The 21,961-nt window shown below is 34.2% G+C and carries 16 protein-coding genes; 3 read left to right on the top strand and 13 right to left on the bottom strand.

The window, feature by feature from the left end; translation table 11 throughout:
- Positions 1-104 precede the first annotated feature (104 nt).
- The 3 genes from ACEN92_RS16475 to pyrH all read right to left on the bottom strand — a co-directional run bounded on the left by ACEN92_RS16475 (position 105) and on the right by pyrH (position 4,129).
- Positions 105-2,600 (bottom strand): DUF5686 family protein, encoded by a 2,496-nt coding sequence (locus ACEN92_RS16475; RefSeq protein ID WP_495639429.1) that lies wholly within the window; start codon positions 2,598-2,600, stop codon positions 105-107.
- 118 nt (positions 2,601-2,718) lie between these two features.
- Positions 2,719-3,282: a ribosome recycling factor gene (frr, locus tag ACEN92_RS16470; protein ID WP_495639428.1), complete on the bottom strand. Its 564-nt coding sequence runs from the start codon at positions 3,280-3,282 to the stop codon at positions 2,719-2,721.
- Positions 3,283-3,421: 139 nt separating this feature from the next.
- Positions 3,422-4,129 carry a UMP kinase gene (gene pyrH / locus ACEN92_RS16465; RefSeq protein ID WP_026983543.1) on the bottom strand — a complete coding sequence of 236 codons (708 nt, stop codon included), beginning with the start codon at positions 4,127-4,129 and terminating at the stop codon, positions 3,422-3,424.
- Positions 4,130-4,318: 189 nt separating this feature from the next.
- On the opposite strand from pyrH, the gene ACEN92_RS16460 reads away from it, so the two are divergent.
- The gene (locus ACEN92_RS16460; RefSeq protein WP_495639427.1) at positions 4,319-4,936 is read left to right on the top strand and encodes a thioredoxin family protein; all 618 of its coding nucleotides are present in this window, start codon (positions 4,319-4,321) and stop codon (positions 4,934-4,936) included.
- A gap of 352 nt (positions 4,937-5,288) precedes the next feature.
- On the opposite strand, the gene truB is transcribed toward ACEN92_RS16460, so the two are convergent.
- The 6 genes from truB to ACEN92_RS16430 form a co-directional block, all read right to left on the bottom strand.
- On the bottom strand, positions 5,289-5,984 hold the full coding sequence (gene truB, locus ACEN92_RS16455) for a tRNA pseudouridine(55) synthase TruB (RefSeq protein WP_495639426.1): 696 nt from the start codon (positions 5,982-5,984) through the stop codon (positions 5,289-5,291).
- Entirely contained in the window at positions 5,984-6,781 is a 798-nt protein-coding gene (locus ACEN92_RS16450) for an undecaprenyl-diphosphate phosphatase (protein ID WP_495639425.1), read from the bottom strand. Before ACEN92_RS16450 ends, truB begins: the two co-directional genes overlap by 1 nt.
- Before the next feature lie 87 nt (positions 6,782-6,868).
- Complete coding sequence (locus tag ACEN92_RS16445) at positions 6,869-7,123, bottom strand: DUF3098 domain-containing protein (protein ID WP_495639424.1); 255 nt, start codon at positions 7,121-7,123, stop codon at positions 6,869-6,871.
- 80 nt (positions 7,124-7,203) lie between these two features.
- The gene (locus ACEN92_RS16440; RefSeq protein ID WP_495639423.1) at positions 7,204-8,079 is read right to left on the bottom strand and encodes a cell division protein FtsX; all 876 of its coding nucleotides are present in this window, start codon (positions 8,077-8,079) and stop codon (positions 7,204-7,206) included.
- A gap of 165 nt (positions 8,080-8,244) precedes the next feature.
- On the bottom strand, positions 8,245-10,803 hold the full coding sequence (locus ACEN92_RS16435) for a TonB-dependent receptor (RefSeq protein ID WP_495639422.1): 2,559 nt from the start codon (positions 10,801-10,803) through the stop codon (positions 8,245-8,247).
- Positions 10,804-11,003: 200 nt separating this feature from the next.
- Positions 11,004-11,360, bottom strand: coding sequence for a winged helix-turn-helix domain-containing protein (locus ACEN92_RS16430; protein WP_495639421.1), 357 nt, complete (start codon positions 11,358-11,360; stop codon positions 11,004-11,006).
- A gap of 186 nt (positions 11,361-11,546) precedes the next feature.
- Between ACEN92_RS16430 and ACEN92_RS16425 the strand changes: the two genes are divergently transcribed.
- Positions 11,547-14,678: a leucine--tRNA ligase gene (locus ACEN92_RS16425; RefSeq protein ID WP_495639420.1), complete on the top strand. Its 3,132-nt coding sequence runs from the start codon at positions 11,547-11,549 to the stop codon at positions 14,676-14,678.
- A 283-nt stretch (positions 14,679-14,961) separates the two neighbouring features.
- Here ACEN92_RS16425 and ACEN92_RS16420 read toward each other — a convergent pair whose 3' ends face one another.
- From ACEN92_RS16420 to ACEN92_RS16405, 4 genes are all read right to left on the bottom strand, one after another.
- Positions 14,962-17,232: a cation:proton antiporter gene (locus ACEN92_RS16420; RefSeq protein WP_495639419.1), complete on the bottom strand. Its 2,271-nt coding sequence runs from the start codon at positions 17,230-17,232 to the stop codon at positions 14,962-14,964.
- Positions 17,233-17,468: 236 nt separating this feature from the next.
- Positions 17,469-18,188, bottom strand: coding sequence for a LytR/AlgR family response regulator transcription factor (locus ACEN92_RS16415; RefSeq protein ID WP_495639418.1), 720 nt, complete (start codon positions 18,186-18,188; stop codon positions 17,469-17,471).
- Positions 18,151-18,912 (bottom strand): sensor histidine kinase, encoded by a 762-nt coding sequence (locus tag ACEN92_RS16410; RefSeq protein ID WP_495639417.1) that lies wholly within the window; start codon positions 18,910-18,912, stop codon positions 18,151-18,153. Before ACEN92_RS16410 ends, ACEN92_RS16415 begins: the two co-directional genes overlap by 38 nt.
- Positions 18,913-18,933: 21 nt before the next feature.
- A complete protein-coding gene (locus ACEN92_RS16405) occupies positions 18,934-19,263 on the bottom strand; it encodes a DMT family transporter (RefSeq protein ID WP_495639416.1) in 330 nt (109 codons plus the stop codon).
- 179 nt (positions 19,264-19,442) lie between these two features.
- On the opposite strand from ACEN92_RS16405, the gene ACEN92_RS16400 reads away from it, so the two are divergent.
- Positions 19,443-21,809, top strand: coding sequence for an efflux RND transporter permease subunit (locus ACEN92_RS16400; RefSeq protein ID WP_495639415.1), 2,367 nt, complete (start codon positions 19,443-19,445; stop codon positions 21,807-21,809).
- Positions 21,810-21,961 lie beyond the last annotated feature (152 nt).

Here is a 21,961-nt window from a genome sequence, read left to right as displayed (position 1 = left end):
GCCATAGCCCTGATGGGAACGTCATCCTTTTGTGTCTCGTTATTGAACGAGACATAAAAGATATAGTGTACAGCAGGAAACAGCTTCTTAAAACGATTCTTAACTTATAAACCTAAATCAAGAACATAAGATATTTTAACCGCAATATTATCCTCAAATTTTGGCAACTGATTTGGTCCGTAACGATAAAATCCACTCAGGCCAAGACCTTTATAGATTTTGTTTAACTCAATTCCGGATTCAAAATAACCTTTATCCAAAGTTTTATAAATTGGTCCAGCGTGCTGCTCGGGATTTTTCATATTTCCCCACGCCATTCTTGTCACAAGCACTAATGAAGGACGGACTTTTCTCAGTAATTTAATTCGGTCAAAACCATGTTTAATCTGAAATAAAGCATATTGACTGGAAAAGAACTCATTAAAATACATAGTTTCAAAACTGTTTCTTCCCGAAAAAGTAATACGCTGAGCAATTGTTTCTTTAGTCAGGTTATTAGGTGCGGTATTGTATAAATGAGTCATGGGAACATCGCCCATTGCATAACCTCCCTGAAATAATAAACTTGTTTTTTGTCCGTTCAGGTATTTTTTTTCATACTCTGTTTTAAAATCGATCTTTCCAAAAGTAAAATCGTTTCCTAAAACATCCGGCAGTGATTGTGTGTATTGAAAAGTAAATCTGGGAAACCTTTTATCAGATTCGGTTCTTCCGGTGGGTGTTTGCATAAAATCACTAAATGGTGCCCAGACAATCGAAAGCATTGCTGTAGTCATGATGTAACTCGAATATAATTTTCCGTCTAAATTAAAAAGATAGTCAAATTTTGGAGTAATATCGTTTCGTGATAATTCCAGAACAGCTTCGGTTTTAGGAATTATTTTAGTTTGAAGATTGGCTCTCCAGCTAATGTATTCGTAAAAAGTACTAATATTAATCGGACGTGGATCATAAATTTTAAAAACACGTTTGTCGACCGCAAAAAGAGTACTTGCAATTTCCCTAATATCATCGGTATAATATCCATTCAGCCAGGTATTGGTATACTTGTCAAGCAAAACCCCTGAACCTATACTATACTTCGTAACGCCATCTTTTGTACCGTAAGCAGCGTAACCTTCAATTCTGAAATTTTTAGAAAACCTGTCATTGGTTATTCCGCCAAGACCTAATCTAAAACCTTCATAGTTATTGTAACTTATTATTTTCTTTAAGTCAAGGTCAACCGGACCAATAGGAAAATAACCATTGATGATTTTTCGTCCCGATCTCAGCCTTTTTTCTATTCTTCTGTCCAAAGAAAGACTGTCTAATAAAAGATATGTTTTTTCGCTTTTTAAATCGAGGCTGTCTTTTCGGTATTTATTCCAGAAGGTTTCAGGTTTGTTGCTGGCATCATCTTTAATTTCAATATAAAGAGATGGATTTTTTATTGGTGTATTAGTGTTGTAATGAACATCAAAATTGTTGCTTTCAGAAAGTAAATAAGTAAAATCTGAAGCTACTTTTTTTCTTGGTTCAAAGTTTTCACCTGCATCTGCATCAAACTGAATAGTTCCACCTAAAATTTTTATATCTTCTTTGTTTTTTCCTTTTACAATTTTGAATGTTGTATTGCTCTGAAACCATAGTTTTTCACTTGGAACATATTCAAATTCATGTATGCCGCTGATATCTAAAACGGCTTTTGTCCGCATTACGGCTTTGGCAACAGCAAAATTTTCCTGATCAATATATAAAACACCTTCCAGTCCATTTGATTTTCTTCTTTTTTTGTTTTTGAAATAAATCATATAGGTATTTCGACCTTTGATGGCAACAGTATCGAGAAGTTTGTAGTTATAATCCGAAAGGGCATTGTTCGCAATTGGACTTTGATGTTTCGTTTCGAATAACTCATAATTCGAATCATAAATAGAAATAGATTGTAAATTGAAAGCTATGATTTCATATACAGGCTGTTTGAAACCGGCCATTTTAGTTCCCAAAATTGTTTCTTTCAGTTTGTTATTTCCAAACTGGTATTGGGATAATTTCTCTGTTTGAAATAAGTGCTGTTTGTTAATAATCTCTTTAAATTTATAATCAGACGAATCAATATTTATTCGTTTCTTATTGAAGTCTTTATAAACTGCTGATGAATCAATTCTGCCATCGATAGAATCCGGATTCGCTGTAACGATAAGTTTATTGTATGTTTTATAATCAAAACTACTTAGCTTTTTTTGTGGATTGTTATTGTTTTTATTGGCAATAACTTTTCTTATGATAGCTAAGGCAGGATTTTCATTAGAAATAACAACTTCCTTTAAAGCATCTGTTTTTTCAGAAAGCGAAACAGGGTAATATTTTTTATTTTCTATTACAGTAATAACTCTGGTTTTGAAACCTATATAAGAAACTGTAAAAGATGTAATCTTTGATTTGGATGAAAGTATAAATTTCCCATCAACATCAGTAATAGTATTGTTGTTGTCTGAAGTTGTAATTGTGGCAAACGGAAGTGGTTTGCTTTTTGGGTCATTTACAATTCCGTTTATTTGAAATTGCGCTTGTATAGTAAGCGTAAAAAACAAAGTTAAAAAACAGAATAGCTTCATACGTAGTATTATAGATTCAAAAACGAAAAGTATTTGATTTTGGTATGCAAAAATAAGAATAAAAAAATCCGTCCAGTACAATTTTACTAAACGGATTTTTAATTATATGTTAAATTAACTAAACTTTCATAATTTCAGCCTCTTTAGCGGCCAGTAATTCATCAATTTTTCTGATGTACGTGTTTGTTAAGTTCTGAACTTCTTCTTCAGCTGATTTGCAAATATCTTCAGAAGTTCCTTCCTTTTCTAATTTTTTAATTTCAGTATTGGCATCTTTACGTACGTTACGAACACCAATTTTTGCATCTTCCGCTTCAGATTTTGCTTGCTTTGCCAGATCTCTACGACGTTCTTCTGTCAAAGGCGGAACACTGATAATGATAACGTCTCCGTTATTCATTGGATTGAAACCAATATTAGCAACCATGATTGCTTTTTCAATAGTTTGAAGCATGTTTTTTTCAAACGGCTGCAAAGTGATTGTCCGTGCATCCGGTACACTGATTTTTGACACTTGAGAAAGTGGTGTTGCAGATCCGTAATAATCTACAAAAACACTTCCAAGCATTGCAGGTGAAGCTTTTCCTGCGCGAATGTTAAGAAATTCTTTCTCTAAATGCGCAATCGAACCATTCATTGATTCTTCAGTACTATCTAATATAAATTCTATTTCTTCAGTCATTTTTTTAGATTTTTAGATTTTAGATTGCTTGATTTCCAGATCTTCTAAAAATGTCAGCATCTAATTATACTAACTAATATGATTTAATATTTTAAGATTATTCGTTTAGACTATAGTTAAAACTCTAATAAATAAGTGTTTATATATTAACTACGGTTCCTATATTTTCTCCTTCACAGATTTTTAATAAATTTCCAATTTTGTTCATATCAAAAACAACGATTGGCAATTTGTTTTCCTGACTTAAAGTAAAGGCTGTTGTATCCATTACATTCAGTCCTTTTTTAAGCACATCATCAAATGAGATGAAGTCAAATTTTACGGCCGAAGCATTTTTTTCAGGGTCACAATCATAAACACCATCAACACGGGTTCCTTTTAAAATAACATCTGCATTAATTTCGATTCCTCTTAAAACAGCTGCAGTATCAGTAGTAAAATATGGATTTCCGGTTCCGGCACCAAAAATTACGATTCTTCCTTTTTCAAGATGACGATCTGCTCTTCTTTTGATATAAGGTTCCGCAATAGATTCCATTTTTAGCGCTGTCTGAAGACGGGTTTTCATTCCTTTATCTTCTAGGGCTCCCTGCAAAGCCATACCATTAATTACGGTAGCAAGCATTCCCATATAATCGCCTTGTACTCTATCCATACCGGCACTTGCACCAGCAACGCCCCTAAAAATATTTCCTCCTCCAATAACAATAGCAATTTCTACTCCTTTACTGTGAATTTGCTTAATTTCTTCAGCATATTCGGCTAATCTTTTAGGGTCAATTCCGTATTGTAAATCACCCATCAAGGCCTCGCCGCTAAGTTTTAGAAGAATTCTTTTATATTTCATGTGTGTTGCGTTAATTTGTGCAAATATAGACATATTCTGTTTTTTTAAAATAATGTTTTTAAAAATTAATTGCTCTTTTCTTTTTAAATTTATTGATGTTTTTTTAGAGCTCATTTTTTCGATGTGATAAAAATCATTTTCCTTCTTTTTAAACTTTCCTAAATTTATAGGAATCAAAACGAAACAAATATGAAAAGTATTGTAGCCAAAGCATTATTCAATAGTTATTCTTATTCTGAATATCGAAAATTAGTTACTGATTTATTGTCCGAAGGAAAATCAACGGGTAACGAACAGTCTGAAAATCTCACGCGATATACAGGTTTGAATGAAGCCCGAATGAATCGTCTCGAGAAAACGATTAAAATTTCTGAAGATACTATCGATAAGCTGCAAAAATTAGACAATCATTATATCTGGCTGGTAATTTCTGAAGGATGGTGCGGAGATGCGGCACAAATACTTCCGATCATAAATAAAATGGCTTCAGAGTCAAATAAAAAGATCGATCTCCGAATTGTTTTGCGTGATACAAATGATGAATTAATGAGCCATTATCTGACAAATGGCGGAAGAGCAATTCCTAAAGTTATTGTGATTTGTAAAGAAGCGGGGATTGTTCGTACAGATTGGGGACCAAGACCAAAAGGGGCAACTGAATTGATGGCTGATTATAAAAAAGAATTTGGAGTAATTGATGAAAAAATTAAAACCGATTTACAGCTATGGTATCTGGCCGATAAAGGAATTTCGGTTCAGAAAGAATTACTTGAAATTATGGAGAATATCAAATATAATCGATTGTAAGTTTTTACTGTAAGTATAAATTTCCCTTAAAATTTTGTTAATTAATTGATAATAAATACACTACGCTTTTAAAATCTGAAAAAATATTTTGTTTTAAAAAAAATATTTTTATCTTTGTAAGACGAATCCCACTTCTACTATTTGATTTACTTTTTTTATGGTGTTTATTTAATGTCTAACTATTAAAACTCACTATTATGAAAAGTTTATTTGAAAAGTTTTATGATTTTTTTTCAGGTTTTCTATTTGGAGGTAAAAACATACCTCATTATTAAAAAAACAAAGTATGAAACAGATATACTTTAGAAGTAGAGGCACATTATATAGCCTTTTATAATGTGCTTTTTTATTTTTATTGCAGTTTAAGACTTTCTTCGAACAAAGTAATGTCAATTGCATCTTTCACATCGTAATCGCCAATTTTGGTTCGTCGCAGGACGGTTAGATGTGATCCTGAATTCATTGCTTTTCCAAAATCAAAAGCTAAAGAACGAATGTAAGTCCCTTTGCTGCAAACTACTCTAAAATCGATTTCGGGTAATGCAATTCTCGTAATTTCAAATTCGTGAATCGTAGTTTTTCTGCTTTCAATTTCGATAGTTTCCCCGGCACGCGCATGTTCGTACAAACGAACGCCATCTTTTTTAATTGCTGAAAAAATTGGCGGTTTTTGATCGATTTCACCTAAAAATTGTTTTACGGTTTCGTAAACCAAAGTTTCATCAATATGCTCCGTTGGAAAAGTCTGATCGACTTCTGTCTCTAAATCATAAGATGGTGTAGTAGCTCCGATATAAAAAGTTCCGGTATATTCTTTGGCCTGACCCTGCAATTCCGAAATTCTTTTGGTGAATTTTCCGGTACAAATTAATAATAATCCGGTAGCTAAAGGATCTAAAGTTCCTGCGTGACCGATTTTGAACTTTTTTGGAAGTCCGACTTTATTAATTAAAAGGTATTTTAATTTATTGACTGCCTGAAACGAACTCCATTTTAAAGGTTTGTCTATCAGTAAAATTTGTCCGTCTAGATATTCTTCAGGTGTCATTATATAATCGTAAGCGGGTGAATGAAAAAGTGAATCACCAATAAAATGATTCCGGCAATTATTCGGTAATAACCAAAAACCTTAAAGCCATTTTTAGTTAAAAATCCAATGAAAGTTTTAATTGCCAAAAGAGCTACAATAAAAGCTACCACGTTTCCGATAACCAATAAATTAACCTGATCGTGGGATAATTCAAATCCGGCTTTATAATAATCATAACATTTTTTTACGGTTGCGCCCAACATTGTCGGAACAGCCAAAAAGAATGAAAATTCAGCAGCAGTAGTTCTTGATAGTTTTTGAGACATACCGCCCACAATACTTGCACCGCTTCTGGAAACTCCGGGAATCATGGCAATACACTGAAATAATCCAATTTTAAAAGCCTGTAAATAAGTGATCTCCTGAGAAGTTTCGGCTGTATTTGGTTTGTTGAACCATTCGTCAACTTTCAATAAAATAATTCCGCCAATCAATAGAGATATAGCAACTGTAACCGGATTTTCTAATAATCCGTCTATGATATCGCTCAACAATAATCCTAAAACTACTGCCGGAATAAAAGCAACTATAAGTTTAAAGTAAAAATCAAGTGTTTGAAAGAAACGTTTGAAATATAAAACGACTACAGAAAGTATAGCGCCAAGCTGAATTACGATCGTAAAAAGTTTAGTAAAATCATCGTGGGCAATTCCAAAAAAAGAAGAGGCAATAATCATGTGGCCAGTTGAAGAAACAGGTAAAAATTCTGTGATTCCTTCAATAATGGCAAGAACGATAGCTTGTAATGTATTCATGGAGGACTTTAGATTTTAGATTTCAGATTTTAAATTGCTGTGCCCTTCAACTTCGCTCAGGGTTACAAAAAAATCTACAAAATCTATTTATTTGGATTTTTTGAAAATAGAATAAATCGTGATTCCAAAACCAATTAAAACGGTAGTTGGTGCCAAACGAATACGTCTGAAGCTAAAAACATCTTCACTGAAAACTTTCGGATTATCACTCCCTCCGCCAGACATTAAAATAAATCCCAGTGCAATTACTGCAATTCCTATCAAAAGAATTTTGTAGTTGATACTGTCAAAAAGGAATTCCTGTTTTTGTTGTGGCTCTTCTGTGTTATTATTGTTTTTCATTTTGTCATTGCGGGGAACGAAGCAATCTCATTCCAATATTTTAAGTTTTTAATCATAAATCGTTAATCAGCAATCTAAAATTAATAAAGATCGTCAGTTCTTAAATTAAGGAAACGTTGTGTTGCAAAGTGTGTACTTACCCAGGTAATTAAAACGCCTAATCCGAAAACGGCTAATAATACTAATCCGATTAATATTTTGTCTTCTAAAATTCCTAATCCCGGGAAATTGGTTTCTACATAAATTAAAAGTGCTATTAAAGCAATAATGGCTAATCCGGCGCCTAACATTCCTAATTTTACACTTCGCATTACAAAAGGTTTGCGGATAAAGGCTTTTGTTGCGCCAACCATCTGCATGGTTTTAATAATGAAACGATTTGAATGTATGGATAATCGTAATGAACTATTGATTAATAAAACAGCAATAATAGTTAGAAAGCCGGTGATAATCAAAATCCACATGCTGACTTTTTTGATGTTATCATTTACAAGATTTACTAATTGCTTATCATAAACAATATCTGAAATCATAGTGTTTTTGCGTAATTTGTTTTCAATTATGGAGATACTGTCCCTTTCAACATAATCAGCTTTTAAATGAATGTCGTAAGAATTCAATAACGGATTTTCGCCTAAAAAAGTCAGGAAATCTTCTCCAATAATATCAGTGTGCTCTTTTGCAGCCTTTTCTTTGGTAACATAAACAAACGATCTTGCATACGGAGCTCTTTTCAATTCGGTATTGAATGCTTTTATAACACTATCATTAGCTTCATTTTTAAAGAAAACCGTCATTGCGATTTTTTCCTTAAAATCATTGGCCAGTTTTTTAGAATTTATAATGAATAATCCCAGCACCCCCAAAAGGAATAATACCAGAAAAACACTTAATACAACCGAAAAATAAGAAGAAATTAACCTGCGTTTTTGAAATTTATCAAAGTTCGAACTCATAATATGCTTAAATTATGTGGTAAAAATAATAAAGAATTTCTTTATTTGAAGTTAATAACGTCCAAACTTTTAACTTTCGTACAATAAATGTACAATTAGATGTTACAATAATCACCATTAAAAACTTCTGTTACTTTGAACCTTTGCAGCTTTGAACCTCAAAAATTAGATCTTTCGAACTTCCCATACCAATGACAAATAGTATAATCCGCCAATTGACGGTCCGCCAAGTATTGAATTATAAGGTTTATTCATAATATTGGTTCCTCCTAATTTCGCAGTAATTCCTTTTTTGAAATTGTAATTTACCTGCGCATCCATTGACCAATAAGAAGGAACATTTCCGCTGACTAAAAAAGATACATAATCGAAATTGTTTTGATAGCGAGCATTTATACCTGCGCCAAGGTTTTTCCAGATATTTTCTGCTATAAGGCTTCCGTTTACATTAAATTCAGGAGTATTAAAACCATCTTCAAGACCATCCTTATCATCAGTTCGGTCAAGCTTGGTATACGTTACATTCGTTAAAGCCGTAAAAGTTTGATCAAATCGATATTTCAAACCTAAACTTCCTCCATAATTATAAATTTTACTTTTTGAATTGGTCCACAAACGATATCTGTTTTGGGTTGTTTTAGAAAACAAAGCTGTTGGAATAAGTGCAGGATCCGTAGTGTTTGGAATACTTGCTTCGACCTGGGCGATAAAATTTTTATAAGAGTTGTAATAGAAATCGGCATCTATAAACATTGTTTTATTTAGTGCAAGTCCTCTAAAACCAAATTCAAATGATTTTACAAATTCAGGTTTTAAATAGGTATATGGATTTTTCTGAATTGTATTTTTATTCTTTTCAATCGCTTGCGCCTGAGTCAGCCCCAGCGTATTTACGTCACTATTTACCTGCGACTGAAATTGATCTATCGATGCTTTTGTATATGAATTTTCAAAAATACCGTCAGACATAATTCGCAGACCACCAACACGTTTTACACCGCCACTATTTACATTAGAGAAACCTTCAAAAATACTCGGGAAACGATAGCCGTTTTGGTAGGATGCCCTAAAACTAATTGTTTCTTTTGGAGCATAAACTGCCGTAAACTGAGGCGTAAATTTAGCATCAAAATAATCGGCTTTATCAACTCTTAAAATAGCGCCCATGCTTAGTTTGTCATTAAATAAAGTTTTTGTCAATTGTGTAAAACCACCTGTTTTTTGATAAGTCAAATTCCCGGAAGCACTTTTGGGATTGATAAAATAATTTCCGTCAGGTACAATAATATAGGTTCTGTAATCGAAACCGCTTAATAATTTTGCGTCAATTTTTTCGAAAAAACCAGCAAAAGTCTTATCCCAATTGAGTAAACCTTCTGCATGGACCAAAGACGATTTTACACGCAAAGCAGCACCAATATCCCAATTATTAATGTCTACTAATTCATTTTTCTTTTTTTTATAAGCTTCAGTTCCGGGCTCAAAACGACCTTGGTCAGATTTGGTTCTGGCTATTTTATGAGCATCAGTTACACTCGCTCCGTTAGTTATTGCATTTTTATAAACCGTGGTATAATCTGCAAACCATTGATTATCTGATTTGTAAGAACGATCCATGTTTTCGGCTAATGAACGCATATTATAAGAGTTCCCGGTATTTTCGGAAGTTAAATATCCCTTAACCTGAAAAATTGGAGTATGGTAATCAACAGCAAATTGATTTAAGGTATAATTGTCCAGTCTAAACCTATTCGAACGCTGATAAATTGTATTGATTAATGCTGTTTTATAAGTTATTGCCAATTCGTTTCCTTTTTTTGGACGGAAATAAAAACCAACATCAGCCTTGTAATTTTCAATGTTATAATCTGAAATATCAGTTTCGCGATAACCTGTTCTTGCAACGACATAATTTTTGCCATTTAAATTCAGTGTTTTTCTGTTTGCCGATTCGTTTCCGTAACCGTTAACTTCGTCATAAGCCGGATTATCTGAGCCATACAAGTTTGTTGAAGCATTGACGTTTGGAGCCAGATCAGTTCGGTCATCGGCAACCCAATCCGTTCCTCCTGTTGTTGAAGCATTTATTTTAAGTGCCAATTTTTCACTGAATGCTTTTGCCAATCTCAAATTAAACTGCGAATATACTTTCGGTGAAAACCGATCGATGTCTCCAACATGATTTACACCCGTCAATTGCTGAATGCTGATGCCTCGATATTCAAAAGGGTTTTTAGTCCGAATATTGGCCAGACCATTTATGGCGTTCATTCCATATAAAGCCGCAGCCGTTCCCGGAATAATTTCTATTTTATCGATATCAAGATCGTCCGCTCCTAAGGCATTGGCAATTGGAGCACCCAAATGCGGAGCCTGATTATCGATTCCGTCTACTAATTGTACAAATCTAACGTTCGTCGAATTGGCAAAACCTCGTGTATTTATAACCTTAAAACCCAAACTTGGCGTAATAATCTGAACACCTTTTACATTTTCAAGCGCTTCATAAATACTTGATGATCCCATATTTTTGGCTTCCGCCGATTTTAATTGCTCGATACTTATAGGAGAACGCATTAAATTTTCTGAACGACGGGAGGCAGTAATCACAATTTCATTCAGAACTTCCTTTTTAATACTGTCCCGGTTTATTTTTGAATTTTCTATTTGTGAAAAGCATTTAAAACTTATAAAAAACAGAAATAGATAGATTTTTATTTTCATAAATTCGAATTAGATTTTCAGTATGTTTTAAAATGAATACTGAAAATTGTTAAAACTGGTTTTGGTTATTAAATTTTTTTTAATCTAGTTGATGATCAAAGCTTTTTTCGACTCCCTTCATCCTGGCACCAAGTGTTGAATTGTATTTAATTTTTAATGAAATTCAGGGTGTTTAAAAATGAATAGTGTGATTTAAATTTTTAGAATTTCAGATTTTGAGTTTCTTTCAGAGCAAAATCCTTAATTCGTTTTTCAACCTCATAAAAAATGGTTATCGCTTTTTCTCCGGCTTCTGTTAGTCTTGCACCGCCGCCGCCTTTTCCGCCCAAAAGTTTTTGTACCAATGGGCTTTCTGCACGCTGATTCATTTCTTCGACTAATTGCCAGGCCTGACGATACGCCATTTTCATTTCCTTGGCTGCATTAGTAATGGAACCGGTTTTTTGGATGTTTTGGAGCAGCCAGATTTTCCCAATTCCTAAAAATGGTCCTTCAGCTTCCTCAATCCAAAGACGGACTTCAATGTTGTATTTCTTATTTTCTGTAATTGGTTCCATGCAAATAAGTATTTCAAATGCAATAATAAGTATTTTTACGTAATTAAAAATAAGTATTTTGTTATTTTATTTGTTTGTCAGTGAAATAGCTTTGGTACAATGTGTAATAAATGTAAATTTGCGGACTTAAATAATTTAGTGATAAAACCTTTGAACCTTGTCACTCTGAACCTTTGAACCTTAGAAATGAAGTATAATCCAAACGAAATCGAAGAAAAATGGCAAAAATATTGGGCTGAAAACCAAACTTTTGCTGCATCAAACAATTCTGAAAAACCGAAGCATTATGTGCTAGACATGTTTCCTTATCCATCCGGAGCAGGACTACACGTTGGGCATCCGCTGGGTTATATTGCTTCAGATGTGTATTCTCGTTTCAAAAGACATCAGGGATTCAATGTTTTGCATCCAATGGGTTACGACAGTTTTGGATTACCGGCAGAGCAATATGCAATCCAGACCGGGCAGCGTCCGGAAGATACAACACGCGTAAATATTGACGGTGGGGTTGATAAAGAAGGAAAACAAATTGCGGGTTACCGTAAACAATTGGATAAAATTGGTTTTTCTTTCGATTGGAGCCGTGAAGTACGTACCTCAAATCCGGATTATTACAAACATACCCAGTGGATTTTTATTCAGTTATTTAATTCCTGGTATAATAAAAATATAGACAAAGCTGAAGATATTTCAACTTTGGCTGCCATCTTCGAAAAAGAAGGAAATACGAATGTAAATGCTGTTTGTGATGATAATATTGTTTCTTTTTCGTCAGGCGAATGGAATGCATTTTCAGCAGATGAGCAGGAAAAAATCCTTTTGCAATACAGATTAACCTATTTGGCTGAAACCGAAGTAAACTGGTGTCCCGGTTTAGGAACTGTTTTGGCGAATGACGAAATCGTAAACGGAGTTTCCGAGCGTGGAGGATATCCTGTAATCCGTAAAAAAATGACCCAATGGAGCATGCGAATTTCTGCCTATGCAGAACGTTTGCTGCAAGGTTTAAATGATATCGACTGGAGCGAATCTATAAAAGAATCGCAAAGAAACTGGATCGGAAAATCAGTCGGAGCTATGGTTTCTTTCAAAGTTATTTCTTCTGATGTCACTCTGAGCGGAGTCGAAGAGCAATTAGAAATTTCTGTATTTACAACCAGACCTGATACCATTTTTGGAGTAATTTTTATGACTTTGGCTCCCGAACATGATTTGGTAGCTAAAATTACAACTCCGGAACAAAAAGCAACTGTAGAAGCCTATATCGAAAAAACAGCAAAACGTTCAGAGCGTGAGCGTATGGCCGATGTAAAAACCATTTCGGGCGTATTTACCGGAGCGTATGCAGAACATCCTTTTACGAAAGAACCAATTCCGGTCTGGATTGGAGATTACGTTTTGGCTGGCTACGGAACAGGTGCTGTTATGGCGGTTCCTTGCGGAGATGAAAGAGATTATGCTTTTGCGAATTTCTTTAAAGGTCAAAACGGAATGCCGGAAATCAAAAATATTTTTGCTAATGTTGACATTTCTGAAGCAGCTTACGGTTCAAAAGACAACGTTGAAATCGCCAATTCTGATTTCCTAAACGGATTAAATTATAAAACGGCAACTCAAAAAGTAATTGCTGAGTTAGAAAATATAGGCCAAGGAACCGGAAAAACAAATTACCGTTTGCGTGATGCCGTTTTCTCTCGCCAGCGTTATTGGGGAGAACCTTTCCCGGTGTATTATGTAAATGGTTTGCCAAAAATGATTGCTGCAGAACATTTACCGATTATTTTACCTGAAGTAGAGAAATATTTGCCAACCGAAGATGGCTTGCCTCCGTTAGGAAATGCAACAATCTGGGCTTGGGATACCAAAAACAATGAAATTGTTAATACTGATTTAGTTGATAATTTTGAAATTTTTCCTCTTGAATTGAACACCATGCCAGGTTGGGCGGGAAGTTCCTGGTATTGGATGCGTTATATGGATGCACACAACGAAACCGAATTTGCAAGTAAAGAAGCGTTGAAATATTGGGAAAGCGTTGATTTATATATTGGCGGAAGCGAGCACGCAACCGGACATTTATTGTATTCTCGTTTTTGGAATAAATTCTTAAAAGACAAAGGTTTTGCTCCAACCGAAGAGCCATTCAAAAAACTGATCAATCAGGGAATGATTTTGGGGACTAGTGCTTTTGTTTATAGATTCTTGAGTTTTGATTTTATAGGAGGAGAAAATGAAGCGGGATATATTGAAACAGTTGATACTTGGAATAAGGTTTTAGTTTCTGCGGAATATTATAAAGAGCTAATAAAGGTATCGAGTAAATTTAATTTAAAAAGTGATCAAAAATTTAATTTTACACGTAATGGTGTTTATTTTGATTTAGAAAAAGTTGAAAGTGATATTTTAAATGATTTTTGTAATAAGTTATTTGTTAGATTTTCTGAGTCTACAACAAACTTGTCTATTGCTGTGGCTTCTTTGCAGCCTTTACACGTAGATTTGAAGGTGATCGATGAATCAACAAACCAATTGGATACTGAAAAATTCCGTAATAATCCATTATATTCTGAATATAAAGATGCTGAATTCATTTGCTATGAAGACGGAAAATACATTGTAGGCCGCGAAGTCGAAAAAATGTCAAAATCAAAATACAATGTAGTAACTCCAGATGATATTTGTGCGGAATACGGCGCTGATACATTGCGTTTGTACGAAATGTTTTTGGGCCCGTTAGAGCAGGCAAAACCTTGGAATACCGCTGGAATTTCGGGAGTTTTTGGTTTCCTGAAAAAATTATGGCGTTTGTATTTTGATGAGAATAACGGTTTAATCGTAAACAACGACGAACCAACAAAAGACAACTTAAAATCATTACACAAAACCATCAAAAAAGTAGCAGACGATATTGAGAGTTTCTCTTTCAATACTTCGGTTTCCCAGTTTATGATTTGTGTGAATGAATTGTCTTCTCAAAATTGTCATTCAAGAGCGATTTTAGAACCATTGGCTATTTTGGTTTCGCCTTATGCACCGCATATTGCTGAAGAATTATGGTCGCAATTGGGACATAAAGGTTCCATTTCGACAGTTGCTTTCCCCGTTTTTGACGCGAATCATTTGGTAGAAAGCAGCAAAGAATATCCGGTTTCTTTCAACGGAAAAATGCGTTTCACGATCGAATTGCCTTTGGATTTAACCAAGGAACAAATCGAAGAAATCATTATGAAGGATGAAAGAACGTTAAGACAATTAGACGGAAGAATACCGAATAAAGTGATTATTGTTCCCGGGAAGATTATTAATTTGGTTGGATAATCAAATAAATTCCAATATTTTAAATTCCAAATTCCAATTTTATGATTGGGGTTTGGAATTTTTTGTTTTTTTATGGTTTTTGCGCAAAGTTTGTCGTTTCGACGAAAGAGAAATCACACTAGAAATTCCGCAAGCAAAAGCGCCAATCTTTGTAGAGCTTCTAACGAAGATTCCTTGTTCCTGACAAATAAAACGTGGTAAAACAATTGTATAAAAACAAAATCCCTAATCCCAATTTTTAAAGATTGGGATTAGGGATTTCAATTTTGGAATTTAAAACTCTCTACGGTTTCAAAATCAAAACAGAAGGCGTATTATTCAGCCAGGTACTTTGAGATTCTATCAGCTTTTTCCAACTGTCAAGGCTAATAATCATTAAGTTCTGACTTTCTAAAAATTCTTTTTTAATTGTTCTTTCGTGCATAATCATGATATGATTTGGAGCAATCTGCTCAATAGAACGTATTGTTTCCTGAAGATCACGAGTGCTTTTTACTTCGCCGCTTGCATCTAAAACAGTAATTTGAGAACCATTATTATTGATTAATTTCTTAGCATAATCAATTAAAAAAGCATCTTCTTTGCTAAAGACCGGCATAAAAACCTGATTGACTTCTTCTAAATCCTTATCGATAAAAATTCCGACAGGCATTTTACTCTTCGCTATAATATGACGTGTTCTTTCATCAAATGGCGAGTTTTCGAACAAACCTTCTTTTCCCGTAAACTTATCTATCAAACGGTCAGGGTTTACTATTCTGGTCGTAAAACCAAGTATTTTTCCAAGTAAAGTTCCTTCAAAAATAGACTGGCCTAAGCCAACTAATAACAAATCATATTCTCCCTGATTGGCGGTATCAATAATATCGGTATCAATATCATTTGTGACTTTAAAAACACTTACCATATTTTGGTTCAGACGCTCCGATTCTTCAATAACCGGCACCAGCATTTTGCGTTCATGGTCTTTCACATCAAATGAATGCACTTCTGTGCTTAAAGACAAATGCATTGCTGTAACAATCGAGTTATCCGGTTGTTTTCTGACTAAGCTATTGGCAATTTTCAATAACTTTTTACCTCTTTCCGGAGTTGCAAACGAAAGTAAAATCTTGTATTTGCTTTTGTTTCCAATTTCCTGTGGAATAGCTGTGATCTTTTCCTTAAAAATAAAACCGATGAAATCTAAAGCCGGACCTGTCATAAAAGTGGTCACCAAAGCCATTATTACCATCATTGTAAAAATCTCTGTAGACAAAACACCCAAATCATATCCAATATTTAAAACTACCAGTTCCATTAAACCACGAGTATTCATTAAAGCTCCAATTGCCAGACTATCTTTCCAGTTTTGTCCAACAAATTTAGCTGCCAAAGCACTTCCAAAGAATTTCCCGGTTACAGCAACCGCAATAATTACTGCGGTAACTTTCCATAAATACGGGTCATTTAATAAACCAATCTGAGTACGTAAACCTGTGAATACAAAAAATAATGGCAATAGGACAATTATAGAAACGTCTTCGACTTTTTCAATAAATATATTTCTGAACTTATTGTTTTCCGGCATAATTGCTCCGGCTAAGAATGCTCCGAATAAGGCATGAATTCCAATTAACTCAGCAGCATAAGCAGAAAATAAAAGCGTTAAAAAGAAAATTGCAACAACAGGTTTGTTCAGGCTTTCACGAGTAGAATTTAAATCTCCAACACGTTTCAGGAATGGACGAACTATTTTTAGCATGATAATAACATACAAAATAGCCAGACCAATAACATATAATGAACTCACAAGCGAACCCGCTTTTACAATTGCAATTACAACCGCCAGAATACACCAGGCCGTAATATCATCGGCAGCAGCACAAGTGATGGCAATAGTTCCTAATTTTGTTTTCTGCATACCGCGTTCCTGCACGATTCTGGCCAAAACCGGGAAAGCCGTAATACTCATCGCAATACCCATAAACAATCCGAAGGAAGAAAATGCAACTCCTTCCGGCGCAAAAGTACCATAAACGAAATAAGCCAGAGTCAATCCTAAAGCAAACGGAATCACGATACTGGCGTGACTGATTACCACAGATTCATGTGCTTTATTCTTAAGCACCTTCAAATCTAATTCCATCCCTATAACGAACATGAAAAGTATTAAACCTATCTGGCTCAAAAATTGTAAGTTCCCTAAAGATTCTTTTGGAAATAAAGCGGCTGAAAATTCCGGAAAATACATTCCGACCAAAGACGGCCCTAATACAATACCGGCAATCATTTCGCCAATTACGGAAGGCTGTCCTATTTTTCTAAAAAACCACCCGAACAAACGCGCAACCAAAATAATAGTGACAATCTGCGCTAATAAAATGGCTAATGGATGCTGTAAGTTTTCAACCATTGAATGAAGAAAATCATTCCAATGATTACCTTCTGTTTTTTTCTGAACAATACCCCGCCCCACTTCAAGTACAGCGCCTTTTGAAATTACCCAATATATCAGAGCGGTGAAACCACCAATAACAGTAATGTAAAATAAGGAGTTTTTAAAATTATTCATAACCCGTTTTTTAAATTTATTGCGGCAAATATCCAAACTGATTTTTAAGTGAAAAAGTAAATTCAAACCTAATTTTCAATCTATGTAACAAGTCTGAAAAACTTTGTAATAAGTTAGATTATTGCCGAAAAAACTCTGTCATCCTAAGCGGAGTCGAAGGCTTATATCACAAATAGAGGCTTCGACTCCGCTTAGCCTGACGCATACTATTTTTATTCTTGTAAATAAAAAATATTTTAAACTTTAACCTTTTTCAAAAAGTCAGAACGATAGGTTTCACTCAAAATTAAGGTACTATTTTTCTCATTTTTTTCTAAATGATGCAAAACAATTTCGTTATGATTAAAAAATTTAATTGCTTTTACCGCAACAATTTCTTTTTTATTTATGCGGCAAAAGTCAGCTTCCGGTAATTCTTTCAAAAGTGTATCAAACTTGACATTTTTCAAATTCAGGAAAGTGCCGTCAGTAAGAAGTACTGTTTTATCACGGCTATCGCTAACAGCAGTTTTGATGTACTGAATCTGATTAAAATACAATAGGGTTTTCCCTTTATCTGTATTCAACTGAATGAATTTCTTTGCGATATCCGGTTTATGAAAACGTTCAAAAGCTTTTGAGATCGCTTTTTGCAAACGCTCTAATTTTACCGGTTTGGTAATATAATCTACCGCATCGATGTTAAAAGCGTCAGCAGCATATTCTTTATAGGCTGTACAAAAAATAATTAATTTGTCCTGCAGCATTTCGGCCAGATGCAAACCGTCAATTCCGGGCATTTCGATATCTGAAATTAATAAATCAAAATCGAGATCCGAAATTTCGGCAAGGAGTTTCCCGGGATTATTAAACGTTTTTATGATTTCTACTTCAGGAATTTGTTCACAAAGCATTTTCAGATACGTTAATCCGGGTAATTCATCGTCCAGCAGCAAGCATTTCAGTTTTGTATTCAAGCAGATTAATTTTTAGATGAGCAATATAAACATCGTTTTCTACGAATTTATCAAGTTTGAAATTATTTTTATAAATAATCCGCAAACGGTGTTCTAAAGTAGCGTGCCCTAAACCGCTCCGCTCCTTTTTTAATACTTTTTTATCGGAGATTTTATTAGAAACCGTCATAAAAAAAGCATTGTCCCTGAACTCAAAAACTACCGAAATAAAAGCATCGGCACTTTGCAAATCGGCATGTTTAAAAGCATTTTCAATTAAATCAATAGAAATTAGCGGTGCCAGCAAAGGCTGATCATATAATTTATCTTCATCATTAATGTTTGTTTTTATCTTTAATTCAAAAAGCGGACTGATTTTGATTTTATTGATTTCGATTAAATTCAGTGCAAAGTCAATTTCTTCTTTTGCCGTAACAAATTTCTTTTTGCTTTCGTATAAAATATAATCCAGGACATTGGCCAGTTTGTCTAAAGCAAAATAAGTCTGATAAGCATGCGATTGAATTGAATTTAGAATATTCTTAAAAAGATGCGGATTTAGTTTAGACTCCAACGTTTCTAATTGCAGATCATTCACTTTCATTTCGAGTGCATAAAAACTCTTTTCAGCATCCTCTTTCGATTTTTTTGCTTCCATTAATTGATAAACCATAAAACAAATGACAGCAATCAACAATACAATAATTGCTGAAAAAATATAAATCACAGTGTTATTTTCCTGCATATTTCTAATAAATTAAACTCATTAATGACTAGACACAAACTTCAGCCCGATGATTGAAGCAATTAAAGTCGAAAGAAAAAATATTCTCCAGAAAGTTGCCGGTTCTTTAAAAATAAAAATACCTATCAAAACAGTTCCAACGGCACCAATTCCTGTCCAAACGGCATAAGCAGTACCAATTGGCAGAACCTGAGCCGCTTTATACAACAAAATCATACTAATCGAGAGACAAACAAAAAAACCAGCCATCCAATAGGCAGATGCAATTCCTGACGTTTCTTTTGCTTTGCCCAAACATGACGCGAAACCAACCTCAAAAAGTCCGGCAATAACTAATAAAATCCAGTTCATTCTTTTTCGCTTTTTTAAATTAAGTACAAATATGAGAAAAGCTAATGGAGAATTATACAAAACATCTAAATATACTAAAAAATTAGTCTGTTAATTAATGTTAACAAATCGCAAAAACAAAGCTCTTTGTTTATGATTTATAGCACTTTTCATTACATTTGCACCTTTTTACAGAATTTATGAAAAACACCATACAAGTTGGGTTTTGGGAAAAAATAGCCCGAATCATACTTAAAAACAGAATAACAATATTAATTATTCTTGTTATCTTAACCATTCTCCTTGCTTTTCAATGGAAGAATCTTTCTATGTCCTATAACGAAGCCAACCTGCTTCCAAAAGATCATATAGCAAATAAGGAGTATCAAAAATTCCTGGATAAGTTTGGTGAAGAAGGCAATTTGGTTGTAATTGGTTTTAAAGACCCTAACTTTTTTACGCCAAAAAATTATGCTGCATGGAATGAATTGATGACAAGCCTTAAAAAGTCTAAGGAAATAGATCTGGTGGTTTCCCTGAATGATTTGAAAAAATTAGAAAAAGATACCGTTAACGAAAAATTTGTCCTTACTCCATTTATTAATCAGGAAAAAACAATCGATGCGTCATATTTAAAAGGAATTCAACACGATTTATTCACCAACCTGCCTTTTTATGAAGGATTGCTGTTTAATAAAGAAAGCGGAAGCGTTCGTTCTGCTGTTTACATCAACAAAGATTTGGTTAATACAGCTGAAAGAAAGACATTTATCCTGGAGAATTTAGTTCCGAAAATTGATAAATTTGAAAAAACGACCGGTATTGACCTTAAGGTTTCCGGAATGCCCTACATCAGAACGATCAATGCAAACAATATGAAAGGTGAGATCGGCCTTTTTATTGGTGCAGCTTTAGGTGTTGTTTCTTTGATTTTCTTTTTCTTTTTCCGTTCGTTCAGAGCAACTTTTATTTCGATTTGTATTTTAATTTTCGGAGTAATGTGGTCATTCGGAACGCTGGGATTATTTCATTATAAGATTACCATTTTAACGGCTATTATTCCTCCGCTGATTATCGTAATCGGAATCACGAATTGTATTTTCCTGATTAACAAATACCAACAGGAAATTAAACTCCACAGCAATCAGGCAAAAGCTTTGCAGCGTATCATTTCGAAAATTGGGGTTTCGACTTTAATGACAAATTTGACTACGGCAATTGGTTTTGCCACCTTTATGATTACAGGTAATGATTTGCTTTTTGAGTTTGGCCTCGTAACATCCATCAATGTAATTTCGGTTTACTTACTGACTTTGGTAATTGTGCCTATTATGTACAGTTTTATGCCGTTACCAAAAGAAAAACATTTATATCATTTGACAAGAACCTATATTTCGACTTTGTTGGATTGGGTAGAGAATATTGTAAAAAACAAACGAAAAGTAATTTATGCCATTTATGGTTTGCTTTTGATTTTTAGCGTTATCGGAGTTTCGCAAATGAAGGTTTCCGGAAGTTTGATTGGAGAGATGCCCAAAAGCGCTTCATTCTTTAAGGATATTTTATTTTACGAAAAAGAATTTAATGGTGTGATGCCTCTCGAAATTATGATTGACACCAAACGCAAGAAAGGTGTTATGAAATTGTCGACGATGCGTAAAATGGACGATCTTCAAAATACGATTGCTTCGATGCCTGAATTATCAAAACCGGTTTCGATAGTAAATCTGGTAAAATATTCGAAACAGGCTTTTTATAACGGAAATCCGGAATATTACCAATTACCAACTTCACAGGAACAGACTTTTATTTTGGGTTATGCCAAAAATGCTACCAAAAACAGCAAGGATAATTTAATGAAGGCTTATGTTGATTCGACCGGACAATACGCCCGAATCACCACTTTCATGAAAGATATTGGTACGGATGAAATGGCGAAAGTAGAGAAAAAACTGCATTCTAAAATTGATGAAATTTTTCCAAAAGATCGTTTTGAAGTTACGCTAACCGGAAAAGCATTGGTTTTCCAGAAAGGAACATCCTATTTGGTTGACAATTTAATTGAATCGTTAATTTTTGCAATTTTGGTTATTGCTGCTTTGATGCTGTATTTATTCAGATCGTTCAAAATGGTTTTTGCATCGTTAATTACGAATATTTTACCGCTTTGCATTACGTCCGGATTAATGGGGTATTTAGGAATCCCATTGAAACCATCGACTATTTTGGTGTTTAGTATTGCGTTCGGAATTTCGGTAGACAATGCTATTCAGTTCATGGCCAAATATCGTCATGATTTCCTGCAAAACAATGGTAAGATAAAGAAATCCGTTTTCAGTGCTTTGAGAGAAACCGGAATCAGTACTTTTTACACTTCGGTTGTATTAATTCTGGGATTCGCTACTTTCACGCTTTCCAGTTTTAGCGGAACCATTGCTCTTGGTGCATTAATTTCCTGCACATTAGCCTTTGCCATGTTTGCCAACTTATTGGTTTTACCCGCTTTGGTTTTGACTTTTGAAAAGAAGAAAGCTAAGAAAGAGGATCTGGAGAATTTGGAAGGGTAAAGTTTTTTTTGCCACGAATTTCACGAATTAGCACGAATTGATAGTTTGAACTTTGTCAAAGTTCAAAACACAAACTTGTCATTCCGAGGAACGAGAAATCTCCGCACCGAGAATCGATAATCTTTGTAGAATCACTTGCGGAGATTTCTCGT

Source organism: Flavobacterium sp. Flavsp81, from assembly GCF_059491325.1.
This window is presented reverse-complemented; position numbering and strand designations above follow the sequence as displayed.